The organism is Verrucosispora sp. ts21 (assembly GCF_002879555.1).
In the GTDB taxonomy this organism is placed as follows: domain Bacteria; phylum Actinomycetota; class Actinomycetes; order Mycobacteriales; family Micromonosporaceae; genus Micromonospora; species Micromonospora gifhornensis.
Genome location: NZ_PNOZ01000032.1, coordinates 1 through 25,158, shown reverse-complemented (window position 1 = coordinate 25,158; position 25,158 = coordinate 1). Strand labels below are relative to the sequence as shown.

The window sequence follows — 25,158 nt, the reverse complement described above, 5'->3', positions numbered from 1 at the left end:
GCCGTGGGCGCCGGTCGGATAATCTGTCGAGAGTGGTGAGTTCGACGCGAGCTTCTCGGCCGGCCTGTTCGGCACCGACATCCAGCAGCAGACGCGCGGCGCGGCTGCGTGCCGTGGCGCTGGTCGGCATCGACGGTTCCGGTAAAACCACTCAGGCGCAGTTACTCGCCGACACACTCACCGAAGTCGGTCACTATGCCACATATCACCGCAATGCGGGCGGTCGACGATGGTTGGGTCGGGCGGCCCACCGGCTGGGCCGGCCGGACGCGCAACGGCTCGTCGGGCGCGACGGGATGCTCCTGGTGGAGTCCGTCCTGCGCTGGCTGGCCATCGCGGCGGCTCTGCTCGCCTGCTGGGCGACGCGCCGGACGGCGATCATGGACCGCTACGCCGTCTGCCAGTACGCCAGCCTCCGGGCGCACGGTGGGCGACGCTGGGAGCCTCTCGTCCGAGCCGCCTACCGGATCTTCCCGCAACCGCAGGTGACGTTCCTGATGGCGATCGACCCGGCCGAGGCGTACCGGCGGATCGAGCGACGTGGCACCGACCAGGAGAGCCCGACCTACCTGGCCGCCGCCGACCACGCCTACCGCACCCTGCCGGAGTACCCGACGTTCGTCGTCATCGACGCGGCCCGGCCCGCCCAGGAGGTGGCCCGGGAGATCCGGGGACACCTGGCCGGATGGTTGGCGGAGGAGAACTCTCCGACCGGAACCGACCCACTCTGGTGTGGCGTACGCGCCGCGGGCACCGCTGCCGTGGTGCCGGTTCAGGCCCGGCCGTAGACCGGCACGGTCGCCCCACTTGTCGGCGCGGACTCGTCGGAGGCCAGGAAATGGATCACCGAGGCGATCTCGGCTGGTGCCACCCACCGGGAGTGATCCGCGTCCGGCATGGACGCCCGGTTGCTCGGCGTGTCGATGACGCTCGGCAGTACCGTGTTGCAGCGCACCCCGGCGGTCTTGTACTCCACCGCGACGGCCGAGGCGAAGGCGAGCACGGCGGCCTTGGCGGTCACGTAACCTGCCACGCCGGGGAAGGGAGCGACCGCCGCGCGGGACGCCACGCACACCACCGCGCCGCCGCCCGCCCTGATCAGGTGCGGCAGCGCCGCCCGGGTGACCAGATGAGTCGGGCGCAGGTTGAGGGTGAGCATCCGGTCGAACTCCTCGACCGGAGTCTCGTGCACCAGGCCGGTGCCGGCGTACCCGCCGACGAGGTTGATCACCGCCCGCAGCGGTGCCTCGGGGTCCCCGGCGGCCACCTCCGCGACCCGCGCCGCGTCGGCCGCGTCGGTCAGGTCCGCGACCAGTCGCACCGGCGCGTTGGCGTCCGGCTCGGGGTGCGGCGTCGGTTGGTTCCGTTGTGGAGCTACCACCCGCCAGCCCGCGTCGACGAAAGTCGCGGTCACCGCGGTGCCGAGCCCGCCGGTGCCTCCGGTGATCAACACGCTGCGTCCCGCCATGGTCCTCACGCTACTGCCGCCGACCGGTCGGCGGGTGCACCGGGCCCACCCGACCGGCGGTGCCCGGCCCTGCGGGGGAAGCGCCGTACGCGCCGCGGATGCCAGGCTGTCCGGCATGGTCGCCGGTCTCGCCGGTCTCGCCGGTGCGCCCGTCCCGAGCCCGGCGGTGCGATTGCACCCCGGGCATGATGAAAGTAAGTTTCATTGGTGGCGAAGGATCTGAAAATTTCTGCTAGCGACGAGCCGAGCGGATTGATCGTCCACATCGGTGGCATGCTCCCGTCCCTGTCGCCGGCGGAGCAGCGGGTGGCCCGGCTGGTGGTCGCCGACCCCGCCGAGGCGGCCCGACGGACCATCACCGACCTCGCCACCGCCGCCGAGACCTCCGAGGCGACGGTGATCCGGTTCTGTCGGTCCGTGGGCGTCGAAGGCTACCCGCAGTTGCGGATCCGGCTCGCCGCCGAGGCGGCCCGGCGCATCGAACCGTCCGACGGGCGAATCGCCGGCGGGAACATCCCACCCGGCGCCGACCTGGCCCAGATCATCGCGACGATCGGCTTCAACGACGCGCGCGCCGTCGAACAGACCACCGAGCAACTCGACCCGGCGGTCTGCGATCAGGTGGTGGAGGCGATCGTGGGCGCCGGCCGGATCGTCATCTTCGGCGTGAGTGCCAGCGGCCTCGTGGCGATGGACTTCCAACAGAAGCTGCACCGCATCGGCCGCGCCGCCTTCTGCTTCCCCGACGTACACACCGCCCTGACCTCGGCGGCCCTGCTGGGGCGCGGTGACGTCGCCGTCGGTGTGTCGCACACCGGTGCCACCTCCGACGTGATCGAGGTGCTGGCGCAGGCACGGTCGAGAGCAGCGACGACCGTGGCACTCACCAATTTCCCGCGGTCACCGCTCGCCGCACTCGCCGACCACGTGCTCACCACCGCGGCCCGCGAAACCACCTATCGTTCGGGGGCGATGGCGAGCCGAATTGCTCAGCTCACCGTGGTCGATTGCCTTTACGTCGGCGTTGCTGCCCGTAACCGCCCCCGGGCGCGAAAAGCACTGGAGGCCGGCACCGAGGCGGTCCGCTCCCGCCGGGTCGAATCCGGCCGGCGGCGGGCATGATCGTCGGCGCGATGGCATCGGACGAGCCATCAGCGCCAGCAGCAGGGCAAACCCGGGCATAGAACCGGGGTGCGGATTGTTCATCAGGGCGTGGGGTAATACCACCGGCGTGGATGAACCAATCGGTCCGCGTACGCGTGTTTGGCAGTGACCAGGATCGCAGCACGGTGGTGACCCGGGTCGCTGTGTACGACGGCCAGGCGGTGTTGCCATAGGCCGGTACGGTCAGTGATTCGTCGATCCGTCGACCTCAGCAGGTCCCTGTCGACTCAACCACCGACAGGGTGCTGACAGCAAACATGGACCGTGCTCTCAGCTGATTATCAGGCATTCGTGACACTTTCGACCCACGACATGGAATTCCCCGACACGTCTCATCTGTTGTGTAGATGTCAGCACCGATGGGCACAGCGGAGGTTACGGGGGAGGGGCTGATGGGCGTGGGGATGGCAAGCAACCGGGTAACCGGCGCGATTGAGGGGACCGTGGGCAACGTGGACAAGAACATCGGGATGCGAACCGACGAGGTTGCCGAGGAGCGCGACCTGGTCGGAGTCTACCTGCACGAGATCTCCCGGACGCCACTGCTGGACGCCGCCAAGGAGGTCGATCTCTCCAAGGCCATCGAGGCGGGCCTGTACGCCGAGCACCTGCTCGGCGAGGACCGCGTACCCGACGGTGTCACCCGGGATGAGCTGACGCGGCTGGTCGCCGAGGGTGAGCGGGCCAAGGACCTGTTCATCCGCGCCAACCTGCGCCTGGTCGTGTCGATCGCCCGACGTTACGTCCGTTCCGGGATGCCCATGCTGGATCTCATCCAGGAGGGCAACACCGGTCTGGTCCGGGCGGTCGAGAAGTTCGACTACGAGCGCGGCTACAAGTTCTCCACCTACGCGACGTGGTGGATCCGCCAGGCGATCAGCCGGGCGATCGCCCAGCAGGAGCGCACCGTGCGGCTGCCGGTGCACCTGGTGGAGGACGTCAACCGGATGCGCAACGTGGCCCGGCAGCTCACCCGTGAGCTGGGCAGCGACCCGGAGCCGGAGCAGATCGCGGCGGCGCTGGGCGTGACCGTCGAGCGGGTCAACGAGCTGGTCCGCTGGTCGCAGGACACCGTGTCGTTGGACACGCCGGTCGGTGACGACGGCGACACCAACCTCGGTGATCTGGTCGCCGACAGCGACGCGCCCTCGCCGGAGGAGATCGTGCTCACCGGCCTGGAGCGGCAGCGCATCGAGGGCCTGCTCAACCACCTGGACGACCGCTCCGCCGGCATCATGCGGGCTCGCTACGGGCTCGAGGACGGCCGGGAGCACTCGTTGACCGAGGTCGCCTCGCGGTTCTCGTTGTCGCGGGAGCGGATCCGGCAGCTGGAGATCCAGGCGCTCGGCCGGCTCCGTGAGCTGGCTCGCGCGGAGGGTCTGCAGGCGGCCTGACCTGGTAGTAATGACGACGAAGGGCCGGCGTCCGATAGGGGGACGCCGGCCCTTCGTCGTGCCTGCCGCCTCTCGCCCGGCCGTCTCGTCGCGCTGGTGGCGGCGAACTCAGCGCACCCGGCCGTAGCCGTACGGCGTCATCAGATCGACGGCACGCTTCTCCACGTTCCGCCCGAAGGTGGGTGCGTGGATGACCTGCCCGCCGCCTACGTAGATCGCCACGTGCCCGAGGCTGCGGTAGAAGACCAGGTCGCCCGGGCGCAGTTCGCTGCGGCTGATGTGGGCGACCACCCCCCACTGCATCCGGGTGTTGTGCGGCAGCGACCTGCCCGCCGCCCGCCAGGCGGCAGAGGTCAGACCCGAACAGTCGTAGCCGTTCGGCCCGTCCTGGCCCCAGGCGTACGGCTTGCCGAGCGCGCCGTAGGCGTACCGGACGGCCACGCCGGCCTGGCCGGAGACGGCCGGCGCGTCCTTGGCGCTGTCCGGCCGGTTGTTCGGACGCTCGGCGGCTCGGCCGTACGCCTGCCGGCGCAGTTCGTACAGCTTGGCCAGATCCCGTTCGATCCGGCGCTTCGCGGTGCTCAGCTCCCGCGAGCGGGCCGCCTGCTGGGTCAGCGTCACGTCCAGTCGGGTTTTCTCGTCGAGCAGTCGCCGCTGGTCGGCGGTGTAGCCGGCGATTGTCGCCTGGCGTTGCCGGGTCAGGTGGTCCAGCGTGCCGAGCCGGTCCAGCACCGACGCCGAGTCGCCACCGTGCAGCAACGCGTCGACCGCGCCGAGGTTGCCGGTCTTGTACGCGGTGGCGGCCAACTCGCTGACATCCGCGCGGCTCTGTGCGGCCTGCTGCTCCAGTGGACCGATCCGTTCCTGGAGCCGGGCTACGGCGGCCTGATTCTTCTTGATCTTCTCGCGTAACTCGTTGTGCGCCTCCACCACGTTTTCCAACTCGGTGGACGCCTTGTCGATCCGCCGGGTCAGTTCGGCGGGGGACGGTTCGGCCCGGGCCACCGTCGCGGGTGCGATGAGCACCAGTGCGAACGCGGTGACGGTCAGGGCGCGCAGCGTGTGTAACAGGGGCGACAAGAGCTCGATGCTCCTCTCCCATGGCCGGCGCGGGCCTGCTGAAGCTCCGCGGCGGCATCAGCCCGTTGCCGTCCGGCTGGACGGCGGCCGACCGGGCCGACTCGCTCAAGGTAGTACGCGACAGGAGTCGGTGACAGTGAAAGCCGGGACCAATGAGGATGCTGAGCTTGAATCACATTCTTGCTTCGTGGCAATAGTCCGTTATACCGGAGATGCGAAAGGGGTCGCTCTCGGCACATGACGTCGGATGACTCAGCGGTATATCCGACAAGCCGGACTCGGGGTGGTGTTTCCGGCGGCGCCGGTCCGTCCGAACCCCGCTGAGCACCGCAAACCAGCAGGCCAGGGTGGCGAGACGGGCACACAATGAAGCCCACAGCCGGGATTCCCGCACATCTGCATCGATGGGGCCGGCAAGCGGGCCGCCCCCACACCGGCAGTGGAGGAGGGGCCGTGGAGCGCGAAGGTGCGACGACACGACCGCCCTGGTCGCAGGGCGGTACCGCAGGTGGAAGACCGACCTTGCTCTACGCCCGACCCGGGATCATCGTCACGGCCGACCGGTTCACCGTCGGCAGCACCAGTTGGCGGGTCGCCGAACTGACCCACCTGCACACCACCCGGGGGCCACACGACCGGGTGGCCGTGCGAGCCGCCCTGGTCTCCGCCGCGGTGATCGGTGGGATCGGGCTGGCGCTCGGCTTCACCGGAGGGCTGCACCGGCTCACCGCCGGGGCGTACCTCCTGCTCGGGGTGGTGTTCCTGGTGCCGATCCTGGTCGCGGCGGCCGGTGACCGGTGGCGGCCGCGGGCGTACGAGCTGTGGGGGCAGCGCGGTGGGGTGCCGGAGTTGCTGTTCAGCAGCGACGACGAGCGCCAGTTCGGGCAGGTGACCCGGGCGCTGCGCCGAGCCTTCGAGATACACCGCCACGGCGGCTGGGAGGATCCGCTCGCGAACGCCGACCTGTGGCGCCCCCGGCGCTGAGCCCGCCGGCGACGAAGGGGTCGGATACGAAGGGGTCGGATCAGCCGGCGACCGGCTGCGGGGCCGGCTCAGTGTGCGCGGCGAGGACGAGGGTGCTCACCCGGCGCTCGGCCCAGAAGGAGAGGAACGGCACCGTCCCGGCCAGCATCACCAGGATCATCCGCTTGAGCGGCCAGTCGACCCGGCGGGACAGGTCGAACGTGGCGACCAGGTAGAGCATGTAGAGGAAGCCGTGCGCCTGGCCGACGGTCTCCACCACGATCGGCTCGTCGAAGCCGTACTTCAACGGCATGCCGATGACGACCAGCAGGATCAGCACCACACCGACGATCCAGGCGATCACGCGGTAACGGGTGAGGGCAGCGCGCACTTCTCGTGTCCTTCCGGGCCGGCTCAGCCGGGATAGTCGCCGGGCTTCGCGCCCGGATTGGCGTTCAACCATGACAGGTAGCGGTTGTACGCGGCCAGTTCGGCGTCCTCCTCGCCGTGACCGCCGACGGTACGGGTGACGCGTACCGGCCGGCCGATGCCGGGCCGCGGCCGTACGCCCGCCGCCTCGACGGCCTCGGCCCTCTCGACGACCGTGGGGTCACCGGCCGCGGGTGTCTCGCCGACGGCTGCGGTCTTGCCTGCCTCGGCGTCCCGCAGCGCGTGGCGGACCTCACGCCACCAGACGAAGACCACGAACCCGGCGAAGATCGGCCACTCCACCGCGTAGCCCCAGCTGATGGCGTTGCCGGCGGCGGCGCGGCTGACCTGCCACCAGCCCAGCGCCAGGAAGGCCGTCACCAGTACGACCATGGCCACGTGGCGGGCGATCCACGCCGGGGTCCAGAGCCGCTTCATGGCACCGAGGGTACCGGGAACGCCGCTGCTCTCCGACACCGTGTCGTAGTGGCGGCGGTGGTTTGGCTGTGCGGGCGGTGGGCAACCGTACAGACGCCAGGCCCACGACCGACTAGGGGGCGCGAGATGAGGGCACAGGACGGATTTCCTCCCGGCGGCACCGAGGTGAGCCCCGAGCAGCGGATCCCGGAATGGGGTGACGACCGGGTGGCCGCGCCGATCCTCGACGCCGACCTGCCCGGCATCGACCCGGCGGAGTTGGCCGAGGAGGACCTCATCCGCGAGATGGAGAGCCTGCACCGGACCCGGCTGGACACGTTGCGGCACGCGACCGACTCCGCGCTCGCCACCCACCTGCGGCGTACCGCCGAACTGGAGACCGAGTACCTGGCCCGCCACCCCGGTCGGGAGGTCGACCCGAGCCGGCTGCGGGACGCGTGATGGCGTACGCGGAACGGGGCATCTCCGCACCGCCCGAGGTCGTCTTCAACACCGCGACCGACCCCGACCGGAACTCCGCCTGGCTGCCCGAGCCGCTGCTGTCCGCCATCCCCGACGGGGACTCCGACGCACTGTGGGCCCGCTGGCGTGCGCGGGACACGGACTGGACGGCCGAGCTGCGGGTGGCAGCGGAGGACTCGGGTGGCACCCGGGCGCGGCTCGACCTGGTCGGCGACGGTCAACCCGACCGGCTGGCCGACGAGGCGCTGACCAACCTGGCCCGCGAAGTGGCCGACAACCTCCAGGCCGGCTGACCGCCCGGCCGGGAAAGCGTGATCAGAAGGAGTCCCGGGTGAGCTTGCTGAAGCAGAAGGTGACCAGGCTGCGCCAGGCGTACGCCCCGCACGAGCACCGCCCCCTCGGCGGTTACCTGGTGGCCATGGGCACCTACGCCGGGGTGGCGGGTGCCATCGCCGCCCTGGTCAAGGCGACCGGACGTACCGTGCCGCAGCGGCCGGCCACCGCCGACGTGGTGCTGCTGTCGATCGCGACCCACAAGCTCAGCCGGCTGCTGTCCAAGGATGCGGTGACCAGCCCGCTGCGCGCGCCGTTCACCCGCTACGACCGGCCGATCGGCAGCGGCGAGGTGATGGAGCAGGTACGCGACTCCGGCAGCCCCACCCGGCACGCGATAGGTGAACTGCTCAGCTGCCCGTTCTGCCTGGCGGTCTGGGTGGCCACCGGCATGACCGGGGGACTGGTGCTGGCACCACGGCTGACCCGCCTGGTCGCCACCGCCCTGACCGCGGTGGCCGCCTCCGACTTCCTCCAGATGGCGTACGCGATGGCCCAGCAGGGCGCGGAAGGAGACCACCGCTCCGAGGACTGAGCGAGCGTACGAGCAGGGGAAACCGCCGGCCCGGTGTTCCGGGCCGGCGGTTTGCGCGTACGACGGATGCGGGTTCAGCGCTGCATGCCCGACCAGCCGCGTGGTGACTCCGGCTCCCGCTCGTCCTGGTCGGCGCCGGTAAGGATGTCGTCGTCGACGGCGGTGGTCTCGTGTTCGTTCGCGAAGTCCGGCTCGGGCAGGGTGTCCCTGCCCTCCGGGGGTTGGGCGAGCGCGGGCGTCTGGTCGTGGTCCTCGGTGGGCTGCGACATCACGGTCCTCTCCTGGTCGCCGCTGGATCGGCTGGTGAGGGGGTCAGCCCACCGAGCCGCCCAGCAGGTCGGTCACCTCGTCGACCGCGTACTCGCCCTGGGGCAGCGCGTTCAGCCGGGCGAGCAGCTGCGCGGGCAGCTCCGCCGCGACCGCGCGGCGGTAGATGTCGACCTGGCTGATCCGCTCCTGGCCGCGGTAGAGATCGTCGAGCAGCTCGTCCAACGGCCGGGTGTCCACCGCCTCGACCTCGATCTCGTCCGGTACGGCGGCGACAGTGCCGGGCAGGTCGGTCACGGGTGGGTCGATCGCGGCGGTGTCGACCACCGGCACGTCGGCCAGCACGGCTTCCGGCAGGCGGGCCTGCGTCGTCGGCGCGGGTGCCCCGGTCACGGGTACGTCGTCGGTCACGCCCGTCAGCTACCCGCGCCCTCTGCACCCAAACACCCACCCCGTCCGGCCCCGCCCCAGCTCCGTCGGTCAGGAAGTTGTCGTGAGCGGACAACTTCCTGACCGACCGAGCGGGGACGGGCCGGCGGAGGTCGTCGCTCAGGCGGGGGCGGGCAGCGAGTGCGGGTCTGCGCTGGAGCGGGTGGCCCGGCGGGCGCGTACAGCGGTGGCCAGTTCGGTGAGCACCTCGTCGGTGGTGTCCCAGCCGATGCAGGCGTCGGTGATCGACTGGCCGTAGGTCAGCTCCCGGGTCGGGTCGAGGTCCTGACGACCGGGGACGAGGAAGCTCTCCAGCATGATCCCGACGATGCCGCGCTGACCGGCGGCGATCTGCCCGGCCACGTCGGCGACCACGGCGGGCTGGTTGCGGTGGTCCTTGCCGCTGTTGGCGTGGCTGGCGTCCACCACCAGCCGCTCCGGCAGCCCGGCGGCGCGCAGCAGTTCCAGCGCACCCGCCACCGACGCGGCGTCGTAGTTCGGCAGGCCGCCGCCACCACGCAGCACCAGGTGGCCGTCGGCGTTGCCCCGGGTGTGCATGATCGCCGGGGTGCCGGAGACGTCGATGCCGGGGAAGACGTGCGGTACGCCGGCCGCCCGGATCGCGTCCACGGCGGTGGCGATGCTGCCGTCCGGGCGGTTCTTCATGCCGATCGGCATGGACAGGCCGGAGGCGAGCTGGCGGTGCACCTGGCTCTCCACCGTACGGGCGCCGATGGCCCCCCAGGCCACCGTGTCCGCGATGTACTGCGGGGTGATCGGGTCGAGGAACTCGCAGCCGACCGGCAGCCCGAGGCGTAACACGTCGAGCAGCAGCGCCCGGGCCAGCCGGAGACCGGCGTTGACGTCACCGGAACCGTCCAGCCGGGGATCGTTGATCAGACCCTTCCACCCGACGGTGGAGCGCGGCTTCTCGAAGTAGACCCGCATCACCACCAGCAGGTCGTCGGCGACCCGGTCGGCGGCCTCGCGCAGCCGGTGGGCGTATTCCAGGGCGGCGGCGGGGTCGTGCACCGAGCACGGGCCGACCACCACCAGCAGGCGGTCGTCGACGCGGTCGAGGACCTGCGCGGCGGCGCGCCGCCCGGCGACCACGGCCGAGGCCAGGTCGTCGTCCAGGGGTAGCTCGTGGTGCAGCAGCGCCGGGGTGGTCAGCGGTACGACACGGTCGATCCGCTGATCGATGACGCGACGGTTGTCCGGGGTCGTCACGGTGGGCATCCTTTCGCCGACCGCACCCCGGGGCCGGTGCCCGGGACGAGCCGGCTGCTCGTAGGCAAAAGGGCAGGAAATTCATTCCTGCCCGGCCGGCTCGAAAACGGTGACGTCAGATCATGGTGAGGTCACCGGCTTACGAGCCGGCTGCCTAAACCATCGATACGACCGCGTCACGGCGCCAAGAGTACCCGACGGTGGGCAACTGCTCACCCCGTGGTCGGCAAAGCCTCTCCTTGCGTTCACCCTCATCGATGAATCGGTCGGTAATTTCAGCGACACCGAACGCTGTGAGTACCGGAGGTATTCGATGGATCGTCGTACCGTCCTGCGCGCCACCGTCGCCGGCGGCGCTGCCGCCTTCTCCGGCAGCCTGTGGGCGGGAGCCGCAGTGGCCGCACCGGCGCAACCCGGTCCCAGCCCGTACGGGGCGCTGCGCAGCGCAGATGCCAACGGGATCCAGCTGCCTGCCGGCTTCACCAGCCGGGTGATCGCCCGGTCCCGCCGGACGGTCACCGGCACCTCGTACGTCTGGCACGACGCGCCCGACGGTGGTGCCTGCTTCACCGCCGGAACCGGATGGATCTACGTCTCGAACTCCGAGATCACCCCGGGCGGTGGCGCCTCGGCGGTCCGCTTCAACGCCGACGGCACTATTGCCTCGGCGTACCGGATCCTCTCCGGCACCAACCAGAACTGCGCCGGCGGTGCCACGCCCTGGGGCACCTGGCTCTCCTGCGAGGAGGTCAGCCGCGGGTACGTCTACGAGACGTACCCGCAGGGTGGCACCGCCGCGGTGCGCCGGGACGCGATGGGGCGGTTCAAGCACGAGGCCGCCGCCTGTGATCCGGACCGCCGGGTCATCTACCTCACCGAGGACGAGAGCAACGGCTGCCTGTACCGGTTCCGTCCGACGAACTGGGGCAGCCTGGCCGGCGGCACGCTGGAGGTGCTGGTCGCCGGCAGCGCCACCAGCGGCCCGGTGACCTGGGCGCGGGTGCCCGACCCGTCGGGGGTCGACACGCTGACCCGCAACCAGGTGTCCGGGGCCAAGCGCTTCAACGGTGGCGAGGGCTGCTGGTACGCCGACGGCACCTGCTGGTTCACCACCAAGGGCGACAACCGGGTCTGGGCGTACGACGCGGTCAACCAGCGCATCGACCTGGCGTACGACGCCGCCCGGGTCTCCGGCAGCGCGCCGCTGACCGGCGTGGACAACATCACCGGCGCCCGCTCCGGCGATCTGTTCGTGGCCGAGGACGGCGGCAACATGGAGATCTGCGTGATCACGCCGGACGAGATCGTGGCGCCGTTCCTGCGGATCACCGGTCAGTCGTCGTCGGAGATCTGCGGGCCGGCCTTCTCACCGGACGGCACCCGCTTCTACTTCTCCTCACAGCGGGGCACCTCGGGATCGTCCTCCGGTGGCATCACCTACGAGGTACGCGGCCCGTTCCGCTCCTGACCAGGTCGCCGCATCGAACTGTTAGTCGCCGCATCGAACTGTTAATAAGGGGCCCGGCTACTACCTGAGGCGTTAAGAAGGTGCCCTTCCTTTCACGAGTGCGGGGTGGGGCTGGGGGGTATGGGGGCAGTCATGAGTGACGCGAAGAGCGACCAGGAGCGGGTCGAGTCCCGAGCCCACCTGCTGCCCGAGGAGGCCGCGGCCGGCAGCGAGGACCCCGAGGCCCAGGCCGAGGCGATCCTGACCGAGTCCGACATCCGGGAGGACAACCCCAACGCCGCGCCGGACACGATCCTGGAGCGGCGTACCTCGGAACAGACGGTTACCCCGATCGAGCCGCCTGACTGAGCGACGGGTGCGGCGGGCCGCGTCCCCGGCGGGGTGGGACGCGGCACGCCCGCGTCCCGACCGCGTCGGGCAGCGGAGATCGGATAGCGTCGGAGTCATGCCCGACAGCGGTTACCCCTGGCCCATCTCCACGACTCGACTCGACAACGGCCTGCGCGTGGTGGTCAGCGAGGACCGCACCGCCCCGGCGGTCGCGGTCAACCTCTGGTACGACGTCGGCTCCCGCCACGAGCCGGCCGGACAGACCGGCTTCGCGCACCTGTTCGAGCACCTGATGTTCGAAGGCTCGGTGAACGTCGCGAAGACCGAGCACATGAAACTGGTGCAGGGGGCGGGCGGGTCGCTCAACGCCACCACGAATCCGGATCGGACGAACTACTTCGAGACGGTCCCGGCCGAGCACCTGGAGTTGGCGCTCTGGCTGGAGGCCGACCGGATGGGCGGCCTGGTGCCGGCGCTGACCCAGGAGACGCTTGACAACCAGCGCGACGTGGTCAAGAACGAGCGGCGGCAACGCTACGAGAACGTGCCGTACGGCGACGCGTGGCTGCGGCTGCTGCCGCTGCTCTACCCACCGGGGCATCCGTACCACCACGCCACCATCGGCTCGATGGCCGACCTGAACGCCGCCGACCTGGCCACCTTCCAGGCGTTCCACCAGACCTACTACGCACCGAACAACGCGGTGCTCACCGTGGTCGGTGACACCACCGTCGACGAGGTCGTCACGCTGGCCGAGAAGTACTTCGGGGGCATCGAGCCCCGGGCGGAGATCCCGTCGGCACCCGACGGGCGCACCGTGCCGGCCACCGGCGTACCGGCCGTGGAGACGGTGGTCACCGACGTGCCAGCACCCCGGGTGTACGTGGCACACCGGACCTACCCCTTCGGCACCCCGGGCTACGACGTGGTGACCGTGCTGGCCACCGTGCTCGGCAGCGGCCGAGGCAGCCGGCTCTACCAGCGCCTCGCCGACGGCGAACGGATCGCCCAGCCCGACCTCGTCGGGGCGTACGGGGTGGATCTGGCGCACGCCCCCGCGCCGCTCATCGCCACCGCCACCGCCCGTCCCGGAGTCAGCGGCGAGCGGCTGGCCGAAGGGCTGTCCGAAGTGGTCGACGAGTTGGCCACGGTGCCGGTGACCCCGAGCGAACTGGACCGCGCCAAGGCTCTGCTGACCACCGCCTGGTGGCGACAGATGTCCACGGTAGACGGTCGGGCGGACGTGCTGGGTCGCTACGCCACCCAGTTCGGCGACCCGGCCACGGTGGCCGAGCGGCTGCCGGCCTGGCAGGCGGTGACCGCCGAGCAGATCGCCGAGGTGGCCGCCGAGGTGCTCGGTGCCGACGACCGGGTGACCCTGACCTACCGCCCCGAGGAGAAGCTGTGAGCGCGAGGAGTGAGCGGCGCGGCCCGGTGGGGCGCCGCGACCTGGCAGCAGCGAGCCCCGCAGTCGCGAACGAAAGGTTGGCCCAGTGACTTTGATCGCCGAGCGTCCGGGGCCGGGTGCGGCTCGTCCGTACCGGTTCCCGCAGGTGGTGCGCCGGGCTGTGGCGGGCGGCCAGGTGGTCGCCGCGCATCTGCCCGGCCAGAACCTCGCCGTGGCGCTGCTGCTGCTCGACGCCGGAGCCGGCCGGGAGCCGGTGGGCAAGGAGGGGCTCGGCGGGGTGCTCGCCAAGGCCCTGGAGGAGGGCACCAGCCAGCGGGACGCGACCGCGTACGCGCTGGCCATCGAGGCGCTCGGCACCGAGCTGGTGACCGGGCTGGACTGGGACACCTTCCAGGCCAGCGTGCAGGTGCCGGTCGAGCGGTTGGGCGCGGCCGTGGAACTGCTCGCCGAGGCGGTGCGTACCCCGAAGTTGGACCCGGACGACGTGCGCCGGGTACGCGACGACGAGGCGACGGCGCTGCGGATGGACTGGGCCAATCCCGGCCCGCGCGCCGACGCGGTGCTGCGTGCCGACCTGTTCGGTGCCGACAACCGGTGGGGCCGTCCGCTGTACGGCGACCCGGACTCGGTGGCCGCGCTGGACGCCGAGGACGTCACCGTCTTCCACTCCGAGTGGTTCATCCGGCCGGGCACCCTGGTGGTCGCCGGCGACCTGGAGCGGATCGACCTGGACGCGCTCGCCGCAACGGCCTTCGCCGGTACGGGCGGCGGGCCGGTGGACCGCGGTGGGCCGATCGACGTCCCGCTGCGTACCGGTCGCCGGGTCATCCTGGTGGACCGGCCCGGCTCGGTGCAGTCGACGCTGCGCCTCGGTCACATCGCGCCGCACCGCGCCCACCCGGACCATGTGCCGCTGGCGCTGGCCGGCACGGTGCTCGGCGGCGCCTTCACCTCCCGGCTGAACCACCTGATCCGCGAGGTGCGCGGCTACACGTACGGCATCCGGGGCGACTTCGCCTCGTCCCGCCGCTTCGGCCGGTTCGCGGTCAGCTCCGGGGTGCAGACGGCGGTGACCGCACCGGCCCTTGTCGAGTCGGTCGGGGAGATCGCCCGTACCCAGGCCGGCGGGGTGACCGAGGACGAGCTGGCGGTGGCCCGGTCCTGGCGGGCCGGGCAGCTCTCGGTGGAGCTGCAGAGCCCACGGGCGATCGCTGCGGCGCTGACCACGCTCGTGGTGCACGACCTGCCCGACGACTACCACGCCCAGCTGCGGGAGGCGCTGCTCGCCGCCGACGTGGCGCAGGTGTCGGCCGCCGCCGCCACCCACCTCCACCCGGATTCGCTGACCCTGGTGGTGGAGGGGGACGCCGCGCTCATCCGCGACGAACTGGTCGCCGCCGGTCTGGGGGAGGTGATCGACCACGTACCGGCCGACCCGGTGTGATGTCGGTCGCCGAGGGGTGGGAAAGCGTTCCCGGTCGACGGGCCGGGCTGGGTAGCCTCGCGGGCATGAGGATCGGCATTGTGGGGGCCACCGGCCAGGTCGGTGGCGTCATGCGGCAGGTGTTGGCGGACCGGGAGTTCCCGGCGGAGCAGGTGCGGCTTTTCGCCTCGGCACGCTCGGCGGGGCGCACCCTGCCGTGGCGCGGCGAGGAGGTCACGATCGAGGACGCGGCCACCGCCGATTACTCGGGGCTGGACATCGTGCTCTTCTCCGCCGGGAAGGGCACCGCCAAGGAGCTGGCTCCCCGGGTCGCCGCCGCCGGTGCCGTGGTCATCGACAACTCGTCGGCCTTCCGGACGGACCCGCAGGTGCCGCTGGTCGTCGCCGAGGTCAACCCGCACGCCGCCGCCGTACGCCCCAAGGGCATCATCGCCAACCCGAACTGCACCACGATGGCCGCGATGCCGGTGCTGCGGCCGCTGCACGAGGAGGCGGAGCTGGTCAGCCTGGTCGTCTCGACGTACCAGGCGGTTTCCGGTGCCGGCCTGGCCGGCGTCGCCGAGCTCGACGAGCAGGTCCGCAAGGTGGCCGAGGGCGCCACCGGCCTGGCCTACGACGGTGCGGCGGTGGAGTTCCCGGCGCCCCGCTCGTTCGCCCGACCGATCGCGTTCAACGTGCTGCCGCTGGCCGGTTCGATCGTCGACGACGGGTCGGCGGAGACCGACGAGGAACAGAAGCTGCGCAACGAGAGCCGCCGGATCCTGGAGATCCCCGGCCTGAAGGTCTCCGGCACCTGCGTCCGGGTGCCGGTCTTCACCGGGCACTCGCTGCAGATCAACGCCCGCTTCGCCCGGCCGATCAGTCCGCAGCGCGCCACCGAGCTGCTCGACGGCGCGCCCGGTGTGGCGCTCAGCGAGGTGCCCACCCCGTTGCAGGCGGCCGGGCAGGATCCGACGTTCGTGGGCCGGATCCGGGCCGACGAGACCGTCGAGCACGGGTTGGCGCTGTTCTGCTCCAACGACAACCTGCGCAAGGGTGCCGCCCTCAACGCCGTGCAGATCGCCGAACTGGTGGCCGCCGAGCGCTGACCTCTCGGCCCCGACCAGGCGTTACTGGTCGGGGCCCGCGGGTAGACCCATGGTTGGCCGACACCGAGAGGGAGGCGCCATGACTACCGTCGGAGAGTTCATGACGACCCGGTTGGTGACCATGGACGGCAACGACACACTCGTCGCGGCAGCCCAGGAGATGCGGGACTCCGCGATCGGCGACGTGGTGGTGACCGATGGCGACAACGTGGTCGGCATCATCACGGACCGGGACATAACGGTCCGCGGGGTGGCCGAGAGTCTGGACCCGAACACCACCCGGCTCAACCAGCTCACCACCAAGGACGTGATCACGGTCAGCCAGTACGACGACGCGGTCTCCGCCGCCGACCTGATGCGCACGTACGCCGTACGGCGGCTGCCGGTGGTCGAGGACGGCCGGTTGATCGGTCTCGTGTCGATGGGTGACCTGGCTGTCGAGCGGGAGCCGCAGTCGGTGCTTGCCGACATCAGCGCCGACGACCCGAACAACTGACCCGTACGCCCCGCCTGCCGGCTTCCCGATCTCCGGGGAGCCGGCTTTCGGCTGTGCTGCGTCGGTGTTCCGGTCTGCGCCGGCCTTCCGGTGGCCTCACCCGATTCGGGCGAGGTTGACCGCGTACCGGCCGGGGACCCTGCTCTGCACGCCGAGGGCGGGGTCGGAGCGTGGAGGGATACCCGATCCGGCCGGGACCGACCGACGGGGAGGAGAGGCGGCGATGGCGGAAGCGACCGTGCGGTTCTTCGAGGATCTCGACCAGCAGGGGTACGAACCGCTGCTGGCGAAGCTCTCCGGAACTCTGCGCTTCGACCTGCACGAGGGGCCGCAGACCATGCACTGGCTGGTCCGGATCGACAGGGGTCAGATCCGGGTCAGTCGGGAGGACATGGAGGCGGACGCGGTCGTGGGTTCCAGCCCGGGGCTGTTCGAGGACCTGGTCACCGGCCGGGAGAACGGGCTGGCTGCGCTGTTGCGGGGCGACATGACCATCACCGGTGACGCGCGCCTGATCGTGCAACTGGATCGGATCTTCCCTGGGCCGCCGCACAGCGTCGGACCGCATCGCTACCGCAAGGGGGTGCGCTGATGGCGCCGAGCCACACCGTACGGATCCTGGATGGCAACACCTTCGTCGTCTCGGAGGCGACCGGGGACATCGAGGCGACGCCGACCGAGCCGACCGGGCTGTTCTCCATCGACACCCGTTTCCTGTCGAAGTGGGTGCTCACCATCAACGGTGAGCGGCTCAACGCCCTCTCCTACGACGACCTGCAGTACTTCGAGTCGCGCTTCTTCCTGGTGCCGGGGTTGGCCACCCACTACGTCGACGCGAAGCTGTCCATCATCCGGGAGCGGGCCGTCGGCGGCAGCTTCCGGGAGAGCATCACCATCCTCAACCACGACGAGAAGGCCGTCGATCTGGAGATCCGGATGGACGCCGCCGCCGACTTCGCCGACCTGTTCGAGGTCAAGGACGAGATCCTGAACAAGAAGGGCGAGTCGTACGCCGAGGCGGAGCCGGACCAGCTGCGGCTGGGCTACCGGCGGGGCAACTTCCGGCGCGAGACGCTCATCTCGTCCTCCGAGCCGGCGAGCTACGACCGCAACGGCTTCTCCTACCAGGTCCACCTCGAACCGAACGAGCAGTGGGACACCGACATCCACGTACGCACACACGCGCTCGGCCCCGGCGGCCGGGACCTGCGCATCGGGCTGCGGGTGCACGGCACCGAACGGCTCGCCCTTCAGCACGACCTGGAGGAGTGGATCGCCAAGGCCCCCAAGGTGAACAGCGAGCACGGTGAGCTCTGCTCGACGTACCGGCGTTGCCTGGTGGACCTGGCCGCGTTGCGGTTCGCGCCGCTGTCGCTCGGCGGTCAGACGCTGCCCGCCGCGGGCCTGCCCTGGTTCATGACCATGTTCGGCCGGGACAGCATCCTGACCTGCCTGCAGACGCTGCCGTTCACGCCGGAGCTGAGCGCGACCACCCTGCGCATCCTGGCCGCGTTGCAGGGCACCCGGTTCGACGACTTCCGCGAGGAGGACCCGGGCCGGATCCTGCACGAGATGCGCTACGGCGAGAGCGCCGCGTTCGAGGAGCAGCCGCACTCGCCCTACTACGGCTCGGTGGACGCCACCCCGCTGTTCGTGATCCTGCTCGACGAGTACGAGCGGTGGAGTGGTGACGCCGAGCTGGTCAAGGAGTTGGAGCAGGAGTGCCGTCGGGCGTTGCACTGGATCGACGACTGTGCCGACCTGGTCGGCAACGGCTACATCTGGTACGAGCGGCGGAACACCGACAACGGCCTGGAGAACCAGTGCTGGAAGGACTCCTGGGACTCCATCTCGTACGCCGACGGCAGCCTGCCACCGTTTCCCCGGGCCACCTGCGAGGTGCAGGGGTACGCGTACGACGCGAAGATCCGCGCGGCCCGGCTGGCCCGCAGGTTCTGGGACGACCCGGCGTACGCCGAGCAGTTGGAGCGGGAGGCGGCGCAGCTCAAGGAGCGGTTCAACCGGGACTGGTGGGTGGCCGACGGCGGTTACTACGCCCTCGCCCTCGACCCGGACGGGCGGCAGTGTGACGTGCTCAGCTCCAACATCGGCCACCTGCTGTGGAGCGGCATCGTCGCCGAGGACCGGGCCGAGCAGGTCGCCGCGCACCTGGTCGGCGACCGGCTCTTCTCCGGCTGGGGGGTGCGGACGCTGGCCGAGGGTGAGGTGCGCTACAACCCCATCGGCTACCACAACGGCACGGTCTGGCCCTTCGACACCTCGTTCTGTGCCTGGGGTCTGCGTCGCTACGGGTTCGCCGAGGAGGCCGCCACCATCGCCAGCGGGATCCTGGACGCCGCACGCTACTTCGACGGTCGGTTGCCGGAGGCGTTCGGTGGTTACCGGCGCGAGCAGACGAAGTTCCCGGTGGAGTACCCGACGGCGTGCAGCCCGCAGGCCTGGTCGACCGGGGCGCCGCTGCTGTTGCTGCGGACGATGCTCGGCCTGGAGCCGCACGAGGGGCACCTGGCGGTGGAGCCGCGCCTGCCGGTGGGCATGGGCCGGATCGAGGTGCTGGACATCCCGGGGCGCTGGGGGCGGGTGGACGCCTTCGCCCGTGGCCGTCTCGACCTGCACAAACTTGCAGGCTGACCCGCTGTCGGCCGACGGTGCCGGTGGTCGGGCGCGGCGTGCGTCCGGCCACCGTCCCTACCGACGCGTAACCTACTCACGGTAAAGTTGGCGAATGCCGGAACTCGTGTACCCGCCCGTGATCGCCGCCGCCAAGACCATGTTCCGGGTGCTCGACCTGCGGCTCACCGTGCAGGGCTCGCACCACGTGCCGCGTACCGGTGGGGCGGTCATGGCCAGCAACCACGTCAGCTACCTGGACTTCATCTTCTGCGGCCTCGGTGCGCTGGAGTCCAGGCGACTGGTCCGTTTCATGGCGAAGGAGTCGGTGTTCCGGCACCGGGTGTCGGGCCCGCTGATGCGCGGCATGCGGCACATCCCGGTGGACCGGGGGGCGGGCGCCGAATCGTACGCCGCCGCGCTCGCCGCCCTGCGCGCAGGCGAGGTCGTCGGCGTCTTCCCGGAAGCGACGATCAGCCGGTCCTTCACCGTCAAGGAACTCAAGAGCGGCGCCACCCGGATGGCCTGCGAAGCCGCCGTCCCGGTGCTGCCGGTGGCGCTCTGGGGCACCCAGCGGCTGTGGACCAAGGGTCGCCCCCGCACGCTGACCCGCCGACACACCCCGATCACCATCCTGGTCGGCGAGCCCCTGCATCCGGCCGCCTATCCGGACGCCGTCGCGATGAGCGCCGACCTGAAGACGCGGTTGCAGGACCTGGTCGACCGGGCCCAGCGGGAGTACCCGGACCAGCCCGCCGACGACGCCGACAGGTGGTGGCTGCCGGCGCACCTGGGCGGCACCGCGCCGACCCCGGAACAGGCCGTCGCGCTGGACGCTGCCGACCGGCGGTCCAGCCGGGGCTGAACCGGGGCCCTACCGTTGGCCCGAGGCCGCGCCGTACGGCATCTGCACGGCGGTGCGCGGGCGGTAGTAGTCGTCCCGGGAGCGGAACTCGACCGGCAGCGACCCGGGCAGGATCACCCGGGCCGGACCGGGGCAGGGCGCGACGAGGGCGAGCCGGGACAGGGCGTCCCGTTCCGGTGGGGACAGGTCCATCAGCTCGGGCCGGGTCAGCCGGAAGGTGGCCACCGCGCGGCGGATCTCCTGGCTCAACTGCGCGATCTGCGCGTCCGGCCCGATCAGGGCGAGCGCCGGCTGCTGGATCGTACGCAGTGCGTCGCAGACCACCAGCAGGCGCGCAGGCGAGTCCAGGCCGCACGGCGGAAGCTCCAGTCGGGACGGCCACTGCCAGCGGATCTGCCCGCTGACCAGGCCCGAGTTGCCCCGCCGGTGCCGGCCGCCGACCACGGCGAGTTGCGGGCCGGTGCCGACGTACACCAGCCGGTGGTCGGTGACGGTCACCGTGACCGCGTGCGGCAGCGCCCAGGTGCGCCGGGACTCGGTGGGACCGAGCAGATGGCCTGCCACGTTTACCTGCCACCGGCCGAGAATCCATTCGTCGCTGGCCGGCACCAGCTCGTGGCGCCGATCCAGGGTTGGGCCGGTGTCGTCCGCCGCGTCGAAGCGATGCGGAGCGATGAAGAATGGGGACGCGTCATCGTGCATCCTGACGAACCTCCGGTGCAGACGGCATCTGTGCATGAGCCTCGCCCAACCCGTGCTGCGGTGTCATGACGCCTGTTAGGGGGTCGGCCACTCGGCTGATGCCTGCGACCGGTAGATGCCGATCTCCTCCGGTCGGACGAGGCCGTCCTCGATCGCCCGGGCCAGCAGAGCCGCTTTCGTGGCGGCCGGCCTGCCCACCCGGCTGTACTTGATTCGCGCTCGGTCGACGTACTGCTTGACGGTGTGCTCGCTGATCCGCATCCGGCGCGCGACCGACGCCTTGGACATCGACTGGAACCACAGCAGCAGCGCCTCGCGTTCCTTGTCCGACAGCATCGGGCGGTCCGGCCGCGAGTCACCGACCATCGCGCCGGCCAACGCGGGTGCCACGTACGGGCGGTCACTCGCCGCGTCCAGTACGGTCGCCACGCAGTGTTCCCGCCCCTCGTGCTTGGCGAGGAAGGCCACCGCCCCGGCGTCCAGCGCGGCGAGGATCGTCGGCGGATCCGAGTGTTCCGAGTAGACCACCACGCGTCGGCCGGCCGCGCTCAACTCGGCCAGCTTGTCCAGCACGAGCCGGCCGTGCAGCCGCAGGTCGAGCAGGACGACGTCGGCCTCGGGCGCGGCGCGCAGCACCTCGTCGGGATCGTCACCGGTGGCCAGCACGGTCAACCGTGGCTCGGTCGCCAGCCAGGCGCGCACCCCGTCGACGACCACCGGGTGATCGTCCACGATCGCCACCCCGACAGGCCGCCCCGGCGTCATCGACGCCAGCGCGTCTGCGTCCATCTGATCTCACCGTCCCGCTCGTAGAGGTACTCCACCTGTCCGTCGCCCTGATCGGGCTGCCCGCCGGTGGCGTCCGGTCCGGCCCGGTCCGGGACGACCAGGCTGACCACCACCTCGTCCGGATTGGCGACGATGGTCAGCCGCGCCCAGTCCCGCTCGTCGGCGAGCGTGGCGGTGAGCGGTTCGACCAGTTGGCGACGGACCTGCACCGACAGTGGTGGTGGTGTACCGATTGTGACAAGGTCGATGGAGAGGCCGTCCCGCTCGGCGAGATCGGCGGCCGCCCGCAACTCGTGCAGCAGTGGATGGGGCACGTCGTCGGATTCGGCGATCAGCCGCCGCAGCCGTGCCGCAGCGCGTACGCACCGGCGCTGTACGTCCGGATCGGACGGATCGGCCCGGCCCTGCGCCAACTCGGTCAACACCTCGGTAGCGGCGTCGCTGACCACGGCGAGCCGATCGCGCCGCTCGCCACGGGCTCGCTCGGCGGCCTCGCGTTCGGCGAGCATCACGTTGCTGGCGGCGGCGCTGGCCGCCCGGTCGCGCAGGAGCAACCCGAGCATCAGCGCCCCGGCGAAGACCGCCACCGGCAGCGACGAGGTGCCGTAGAGGGCCATCGCGGCGCGGGCCAGGTCGGCCGCCCCGGTGGCGTCGTAGAGCGTGACGGCGGTCAGCGCGGTGGCCGCGTGTGCGGCCAGCAGGGCGAGCAGCCACCGGACCGGACGGCCCCAGAGCACCACCAGGAAGAACCAGGCGAGGGTGCCCCAGACCCAGTTGGCCGGGCTGAACAACTGCGCGCGTCCCACCGAGGCGAACACCGCCACGTCGACCGCGAGCAGGAGCCCGACCAACGGAGGCGTGGGCAGCGGAGCGTCCCGCAGCAGCCGGACCCCGGCGAGCAGCCCGACGGCCGCCACCAGCAGCCAGGCGCCGAGCACCACCTGCGGCACGGCCAGTTGGGTACGGGCGGCGAGCACGGCGGGTAGCGCGATCGCCAGGTGCCAGACCAGCGCGATGGTGACCGCCACGATCCGGGCTCCCCGGTCGGAGACCCGGGCCACCGCAGCCGCCGCCTGGCCGACGCCGACCTTCACCGCTGTCGTCGCCGCCCGGCCGTCGTACCCGCCGGTCACGGGGATGACCGCCGGGGTCAGGCGGATCGCCTCCGGGTCAGCTGACATCCGACCACTCCAGCCGGATCCGGGTGCCCTGCCCGGGCGCGGAGTCCACCTCGGCCCGGCCGTCGATGCTGGTCATCCGTCCCACGATGGACTCGCGTAGCCCGTACCGGTGGGCGGGGACGGTGGCCGGGTCGAAGCCGGGGCCTTCGTCGCGTACCTCGACCGTGACGCGGCCGGCACGGGTGCGCAGGCGCAGCATGGTGGCGGCACCGGGCGCGTGGCGGGCCACGTTGGACAGTGCCGCGTGTGCGCTCTCCGCGATCACCTCGGCCACCGCGGCCGGGATCGTGCACGGCGGCAGGTCCGCGTTGACCGGCAGGCCGGGCAGGCGGGCGAGCATCTCCCGCAGGCGTTCGTCCAGCCGCCGGGTCGCGTCCGCCGGAACCGACCGCGCCTCGGCCAGGGTGGCGAGGGTACGCAGATCGGCGGCGCACCGGTCCCGCAGCGCCGCCGACGAGCCGGTGACCACGCCCTGCCCGACCATGGTCAACGTGGCCAGGACGGTGTCGTGCAGATCGCGGTTCTGCTGGCGTTCCGCCTCCCGCGCGGTGCGGGCGACAAGCGCCGCCCGGGAGGCGCGCTGCTCGGCCACGAAGTCGGCGTCGGCCCGCGCCACCCGGCGGCGCATCACCGCGGTCAGCATCGCCGTGCAGGCGACCTGGGTCAGCAGGGTGACCGCGTGGGCGCGTGCCTCGGTGGTGTTGCCGGCCGCGTGCGCGCCGGTCGCGTAGGCGGCGGCGACCAGCAACCCCGCCGGGATGGACCAGCGGGCCGGGGCGGTGGCCTGCGTGTTGATCACCGTGGTGCTGGCCAGCACCGCGATCCAGCTCGCCTCGCCGGGCAGCACCTCCGGTGCGACGAGCACCGGGATCGCCAGGCAGGCGGCGACGGTGAGCGTCAGGTCGCCGACGACCAGGGGTGCGTCGATGCCGTGGTGCCAGGCCCGCGTCGCGTACCAGATCGACCAGACGGCCAGTACGGCCACGGCGGGCACGAGCAGGTCGGTGCGGACCGGCGGGGTGCGCACGGCGAGCGCCACCGCCGCGCAGACCAGGCCGCAGGAGAGCCGCAGCAGCGCCGGCAGGCGGGTGAAGATGAACGCGAAGGCCCCGGTCGCCGGTGAGTCGACTGCGCTGGGTGGCGCGGTCAGGGTGGCCAGGGCCGGCATCGGGTAAGAGCGTCCTTCGCGACAAACGACCCGATCCGGGTACGCGCTGAGAAATCGACGCCGGAGAATAACATAATGCGAGGTCGATGGTGACGTTCAGTGTCGGACGGGTTGTCGGACCTGGGCTCTTGTCCGGCGACCAGCAGTGGGGTCGCCGCGTCGCCCCGTAATCCGATGATCATGCCGCCCCGGTCGCCGGGTGCCTGGACATCACGTAATATGCATTGATCAATGTCGATATCAGAGGGGGTGGCATGAGAATCCGACTCGCAGTCGGAACCGCACTCACCGCCGGCCTGGTCGCCGGCAGCGTCGGCCTCGGCGGGCTGGCCGGCGCGGTGCCGAGCGCGGAACGTCCGTCCGGTGCCGTGGCGGATGCGGCACCCGCAGCGCTCGCCGTCGGTGACTTCGACTTCACCCGCCCGGAGACGGTCGCCACCGGGCTGCAGGTGCCCTGGGGGATGGACTTCCTCCCCGACGGCAGTGCGCTGGTGGCCCAGCGTCCCACCGGGCAGGTCGTCCGGGTCCGGCCCGGCCAGCCACCCGAGTCGATCGTGCAGATCTCCGACGTGAGCCCCACAAGTGAGGGTGGCCTGCTCGGCCTCGCGGTTTCCCCGACATACGCGCAGGACGGCTGGATCTACGTCTACTTCACCACCGCCACCGACAACCGCATCTCCCGCTTCCGGCTCACCGCCCCGCAGACGCAGCAGCCGATCCTCACCGGGCTGACCCGAGCGTCGATCCACAACGGCGGCCGGATCGCCTTCGGCCCCGACGGCATGCTCTACGTCGGAGTCGGTGACGCGGGACAGACCGCCACCGCACAGAACCCGCAGAGCCGCAACGGCAAGATCCTGCGGATCCGGCCGGACGGCTCGGTGCCGCCGGACAACCCGATCGCCGGCTCGCCCGTCTACAGCCTCGGCCACCGGCACGTGCAGGGGTTGGCCTGGGACGCCCAGGGTCGGCTGTATGCCACCGAGTTCGGCCAGAACACCTGGGACGAGGTCAACCTGATCGTGGCGGGCGGCAACTACGGCTGGCCCACCGTCGAGGGCCGGGCCGGCGACCCCCGCTTCCGGGACCCGCTGATCACCTGGACGCCCGCCGAGGCGTCACCGAGCGGCGCCACCATCGCCGGAGACCGGCTCTTCGTGGCTGCCCTGCGCGGCAACCGCCTGTGGAACGTGCCGCTGACCGGAACCGGATCGGTGGGCACCCCGACCGCGGAACTGGTCGGCACGTACGGCCGGCTGCGCACCGTCGAGTACGGCCCGGACGGCTGGCTCTGGGTCACCACCAGCAACCGCGACGGCCGGGGCACCCCGGCGGGCAGCGACGACCGGATCCTGCGCTTCCCACCCCGGGACACCACTCCGCCCCCGACCACCCC

29 protein-coding genes are annotated in these 25,158 nt (G+C 71.4%); 17 read left to right on the top strand and 12 right to left on the bottom strand.

Annotated features, from left to right (window positions below):
* Window positions 1-35 precede the first annotated feature (35 nt).
* Window positions 36-788 (top strand): dTMP kinase, encoded by a 753-nt coding sequence (locus C1A38_RS15725; protein ID WP_502696938.1) that lies wholly within the window; start codon window positions 36-38, stop codon window positions 786-788.
* Here the strand turns inward: C1A38_RS15725 and C1A38_RS15720 are convergent.
* Both C1A38_RS15720 and C1A38_RS31165 read right to left on the bottom strand, forming a co-directional pair.
* A complete protein-coding gene (locus C1A38_RS15720; protein WP_102658567.1) occupies window positions 773-1,468 on the bottom strand; it encodes an SDR family NAD(P)-dependent oxidoreductase in 696 nt (231 codons plus the stop codon). The genes C1A38_RS15725 and C1A38_RS15720 overlap by 16 nt on opposite strands.
* Before the next feature lie 10 nt (window positions 1,469-1,478).
* Window positions 1,479-1,646 (bottom strand): hypothetical protein, encoded by a 168-nt coding sequence (locus C1A38_RS31165; RefSeq protein WP_158244904.1) that lies wholly within the window; start codon window positions 1,644-1,646, stop codon window positions 1,479-1,481.
* Between the two features lie 95 nt (window positions 1,647-1,741).
* On the opposite strand from C1A38_RS31165, the gene C1A38_RS15715 reads away from it, so the two are divergent.
* Together C1A38_RS15715 and C1A38_RS15705 are read left to right on the top strand one after the other, a co-directional pair.
* The gene (locus tag C1A38_RS15715) at window positions 1,742-2,590 is read left to right on the top strand and encodes a MurR/RpiR family transcriptional regulator (RefSeq protein ID WP_233196849.1); all 849 of its coding nucleotides are present in this window, start codon (window positions 1,742-1,744) and stop codon (window positions 2,588-2,590) included.
* Window positions 2,591-3,036: 446 nt separating this feature from the next.
* Complete coding sequence (locus tag C1A38_RS15705) at window positions 3,037-4,026, top strand: sigma-70 family RNA polymerase sigma factor (protein WP_102658601.1); 990 nt, start codon at window positions 3,037-3,039, stop codon at window positions 4,024-4,026.
* Between the two features lie 108 nt (window positions 4,027-4,134).
* Here C1A38_RS15705 and C1A38_RS15700 read toward each other — a convergent pair whose 3' ends face one another.
* A complete protein-coding gene (locus C1A38_RS15700; RefSeq protein ID WP_102658564.1) occupies window positions 4,135-5,106 on the bottom strand; it encodes a C40 family peptidase in 972 nt (323 codons plus the stop codon).
* Window positions 5,107-5,559: 453 nt separating this feature from the next.
* Between C1A38_RS15700 and C1A38_RS15695 the strand changes: the two genes are divergently transcribed.
* On the top strand, window positions 5,560-6,090 hold the full coding sequence (locus C1A38_RS15695) for a DUF6232 family protein (RefSeq protein WP_199180216.1): 531 nt from the start codon (window positions 5,560-5,562) through the stop codon (window positions 6,088-6,090).
* A gap of 40 nt (window positions 6,091-6,130) precedes the next feature.
* Here C1A38_RS15695 and C1A38_RS15690 read toward each other — a convergent pair whose 3' ends face one another.
* Together C1A38_RS15690 and C1A38_RS15685 are read right to left on the bottom strand one after the other, a co-directional pair.
* Window positions 6,131-6,460 carry a DUF3817 domain-containing protein gene (locus tag C1A38_RS15690; RefSeq protein WP_102658562.1) on the bottom strand — a complete coding sequence of 110 codons (330 nt, stop codon included), beginning with the start codon at window positions 6,458-6,460 and terminating at the stop codon, window positions 6,131-6,133.
* Between the two features lie 23 nt (window positions 6,461-6,483).
* The gene (locus tag C1A38_RS15685) at window positions 6,484-6,936 is read right to left on the bottom strand and encodes a hypothetical protein (protein ID WP_199180215.1); all 453 of its coding nucleotides are present in this window, start codon (window positions 6,934-6,936) and stop codon (window positions 6,484-6,486) included.
* 126 nt (window positions 6,937-7,062) lie between these two features.
* Between C1A38_RS15685 and C1A38_RS15680 the strand changes: the two genes are divergently transcribed.
* The 3 genes from C1A38_RS15680 to C1A38_RS15670 are packed head-to-tail and all read left to right on the top strand — an operon-like array spanning window position 7,063 to window position 8,266.
* Entirely contained in the window at window positions 7,063-7,377 is a 315-nt protein-coding gene (locus C1A38_RS15680; protein ID WP_050814650.1) for a DUF6158 family protein, read from the top strand.
* A complete protein-coding gene (locus C1A38_RS15675) occupies window positions 7,377-7,691 on the top strand; it encodes an SRPBCC family protein (RefSeq protein WP_102658560.1) in 315 nt (104 codons plus the stop codon). The genes C1A38_RS15680 and C1A38_RS15675 overlap by 1 nt, the downstream gene beginning before the upstream one ends.
* A 38-nt stretch (window positions 7,692-7,729) precedes the next feature.
* Complete coding sequence (locus C1A38_RS15670; RefSeq protein ID WP_102658559.1) at window positions 7,730-8,266, top strand: DUF1360 domain-containing protein; 537 nt, start codon at window positions 7,730-7,732, stop codon at window positions 8,264-8,266.
* 74 nt (window positions 8,267-8,340) lie between these two features.
* Here C1A38_RS15670 and C1A38_RS15665 read toward each other — a convergent pair whose 3' ends face one another.
* The 3 genes from C1A38_RS15665 to C1A38_RS15655 form a co-directional block, all read right to left on the bottom strand.
* Complete coding sequence (locus tag C1A38_RS15665) at window positions 8,341-8,535, bottom strand: hypothetical protein (protein ID WP_013735553.1); 195 nt, start codon at window positions 8,533-8,535, stop codon at window positions 8,341-8,343.
* A 43-nt stretch (window positions 8,536-8,578) separates the two neighbouring features.
* A complete protein-coding gene (locus C1A38_RS15660) occupies window positions 8,579-8,830 on the bottom strand; it encodes a hypothetical protein (protein WP_102658600.1) in 252 nt (83 codons plus the stop codon).
* Window positions 8,831-9,082: 252 nt separating this feature from the next.
* A complete protein-coding gene (locus C1A38_RS15655; RefSeq protein WP_102658558.1) occupies window positions 9,083-10,201 on the bottom strand; it encodes a 3-deoxy-7-phosphoheptulonate synthase in 1,119 nt (372 codons plus the stop codon).
* 304 nt (window positions 10,202-10,505) lie between these two features.
* Here C1A38_RS15655 and C1A38_RS15650 point away from each other — a divergent pair, with 304 nt between their 5' ends.
* The 9 genes from C1A38_RS15650 (at window position 10,506) to C1A38_RS15610 (ending at window position 19,922) form a co-directional block, all read left to right on the top strand.
* Entirely contained in the window at window positions 10,506-11,660 is a 1,155-nt protein-coding gene (locus tag C1A38_RS15650) for an alkaline phosphatase PhoX (RefSeq protein ID WP_102658557.1), read from the top strand.
* 132 nt (window positions 11,661-11,792) lie between these two features.
* Window positions 11,793-12,008, top strand: a complete 216-nt coding sequence (locus C1A38_RS15645) for a hypothetical protein (protein ID WP_102658556.1) — start codon at window positions 11,793-11,795, stop codon at window positions 12,006-12,008.
* Between the two features lie 97 nt (window positions 12,009-12,105).
* On the top strand, window positions 12,106-13,398 hold the full coding sequence (locus C1A38_RS15640) for a M16 family metallopeptidase (RefSeq protein ID WP_102658555.1): 1,293 nt from the start codon (window positions 12,106-12,108) through the stop codon (window positions 13,396-13,398).
* Between the two features lie 85 nt (window positions 13,399-13,483).
* Window positions 13,484-14,842 (top strand): M16 family metallopeptidase, encoded by a 1,359-nt coding sequence (locus tag C1A38_RS15635; protein ID WP_102658554.1) that lies wholly within the window; start codon window positions 13,484-13,486, stop codon window positions 14,840-14,842.
* Between the two features lie 65 nt (window positions 14,843-14,907).
* Entirely contained in the window at window positions 14,908-15,930 is a 1,023-nt protein-coding gene (locus tag C1A38_RS15630) for an aspartate-semialdehyde dehydrogenase (protein ID WP_102658599.1), read from the top strand.
* Window positions 15,931-16,009: 79 nt separating this feature from the next.
* Complete coding sequence (locus C1A38_RS15625) at window positions 16,010-16,426, top strand: CBS domain-containing protein (RefSeq protein ID WP_013735545.1); 417 nt, start codon at window positions 16,010-16,012, stop codon at window positions 16,424-16,426.
* A 223-nt stretch (window positions 16,427-16,649) separates the two neighbouring features.
* The gene (locus tag C1A38_RS15620; RefSeq protein WP_102658553.1) at window positions 16,650-17,018 is read left to right on the top strand and encodes an SCP2 sterol-binding domain-containing protein; all 369 of its coding nucleotides are present in this window, start codon (window positions 16,650-16,652) and stop codon (window positions 17,016-17,018) included.
* Entirely contained in the window at window positions 17,018-19,078 is a 2,061-nt protein-coding gene (locus C1A38_RS15615; RefSeq protein WP_102658552.1) for an amylo-alpha-1,6-glucosidase, read from the top strand. The genes C1A38_RS15620 and C1A38_RS15615 overlap by 1 nt, the downstream gene beginning before the upstream one ends.
* 94 nt (window positions 19,079-19,172) lie before the next feature.
* Window positions 19,173-19,922, top strand: a complete 750-nt coding sequence (locus C1A38_RS15610; protein WP_102658551.1) for a lysophospholipid acyltransferase family protein — start codon at window positions 19,173-19,175, stop codon at window positions 19,920-19,922.
* Window positions 19,923-19,931: 9 nt separating this feature from the next.
* Here the strand turns inward: C1A38_RS15610 and C1A38_RS15605 are convergent, their stop codons facing one another.
* From C1A38_RS15605 to C1A38_RS15590, 4 genes are all read right to left on the bottom strand, one after another.
* Window positions 19,932-20,624, bottom strand: coding sequence for a hypothetical protein (locus C1A38_RS15605; protein ID WP_102658550.1), 693 nt, complete (start codon window positions 20,622-20,624; stop codon window positions 19,932-19,934).
* Between the two features lie 75 nt (window positions 20,625-20,699).
* A complete protein-coding gene (locus tag C1A38_RS15600; protein ID WP_013735540.1) occupies window positions 20,700-21,413 on the bottom strand; it encodes a response regulator transcription factor in 714 nt (237 codons plus the stop codon).
* Window positions 21,386-22,594 carry a hypothetical protein gene (locus C1A38_RS15595; protein WP_102658549.1) on the bottom strand — a complete coding sequence of 403 codons (1,209 nt, stop codon included), beginning with the start codon at window positions 22,592-22,594 and terminating at the stop codon, window positions 21,386-21,388. Before C1A38_RS15595 ends, C1A38_RS15600 begins: the two co-directional genes overlap by 28 nt.
* Window positions 22,584-23,762, bottom strand: coding sequence for a sensor histidine kinase (locus C1A38_RS15590; RefSeq protein ID WP_102658548.1), 1,179 nt, complete (start codon window positions 23,760-23,762; stop codon window positions 22,584-22,586). The genes C1A38_RS15595 and C1A38_RS15590 overlap by 11 nt, the downstream gene beginning before the upstream one ends.
* Before the next feature lie 254 nt (window positions 23,763-24,016).
* Between C1A38_RS15590 and C1A38_RS15585 the strand changes: the two genes are divergently transcribed.
* Window positions 24,017-25,158 (top strand): PQQ-dependent sugar dehydrogenase (locus C1A38_RS15585; RefSeq protein ID WP_102658547.1); only part of this gene is annotated, 1,142 nt, incomplete at its 3' end.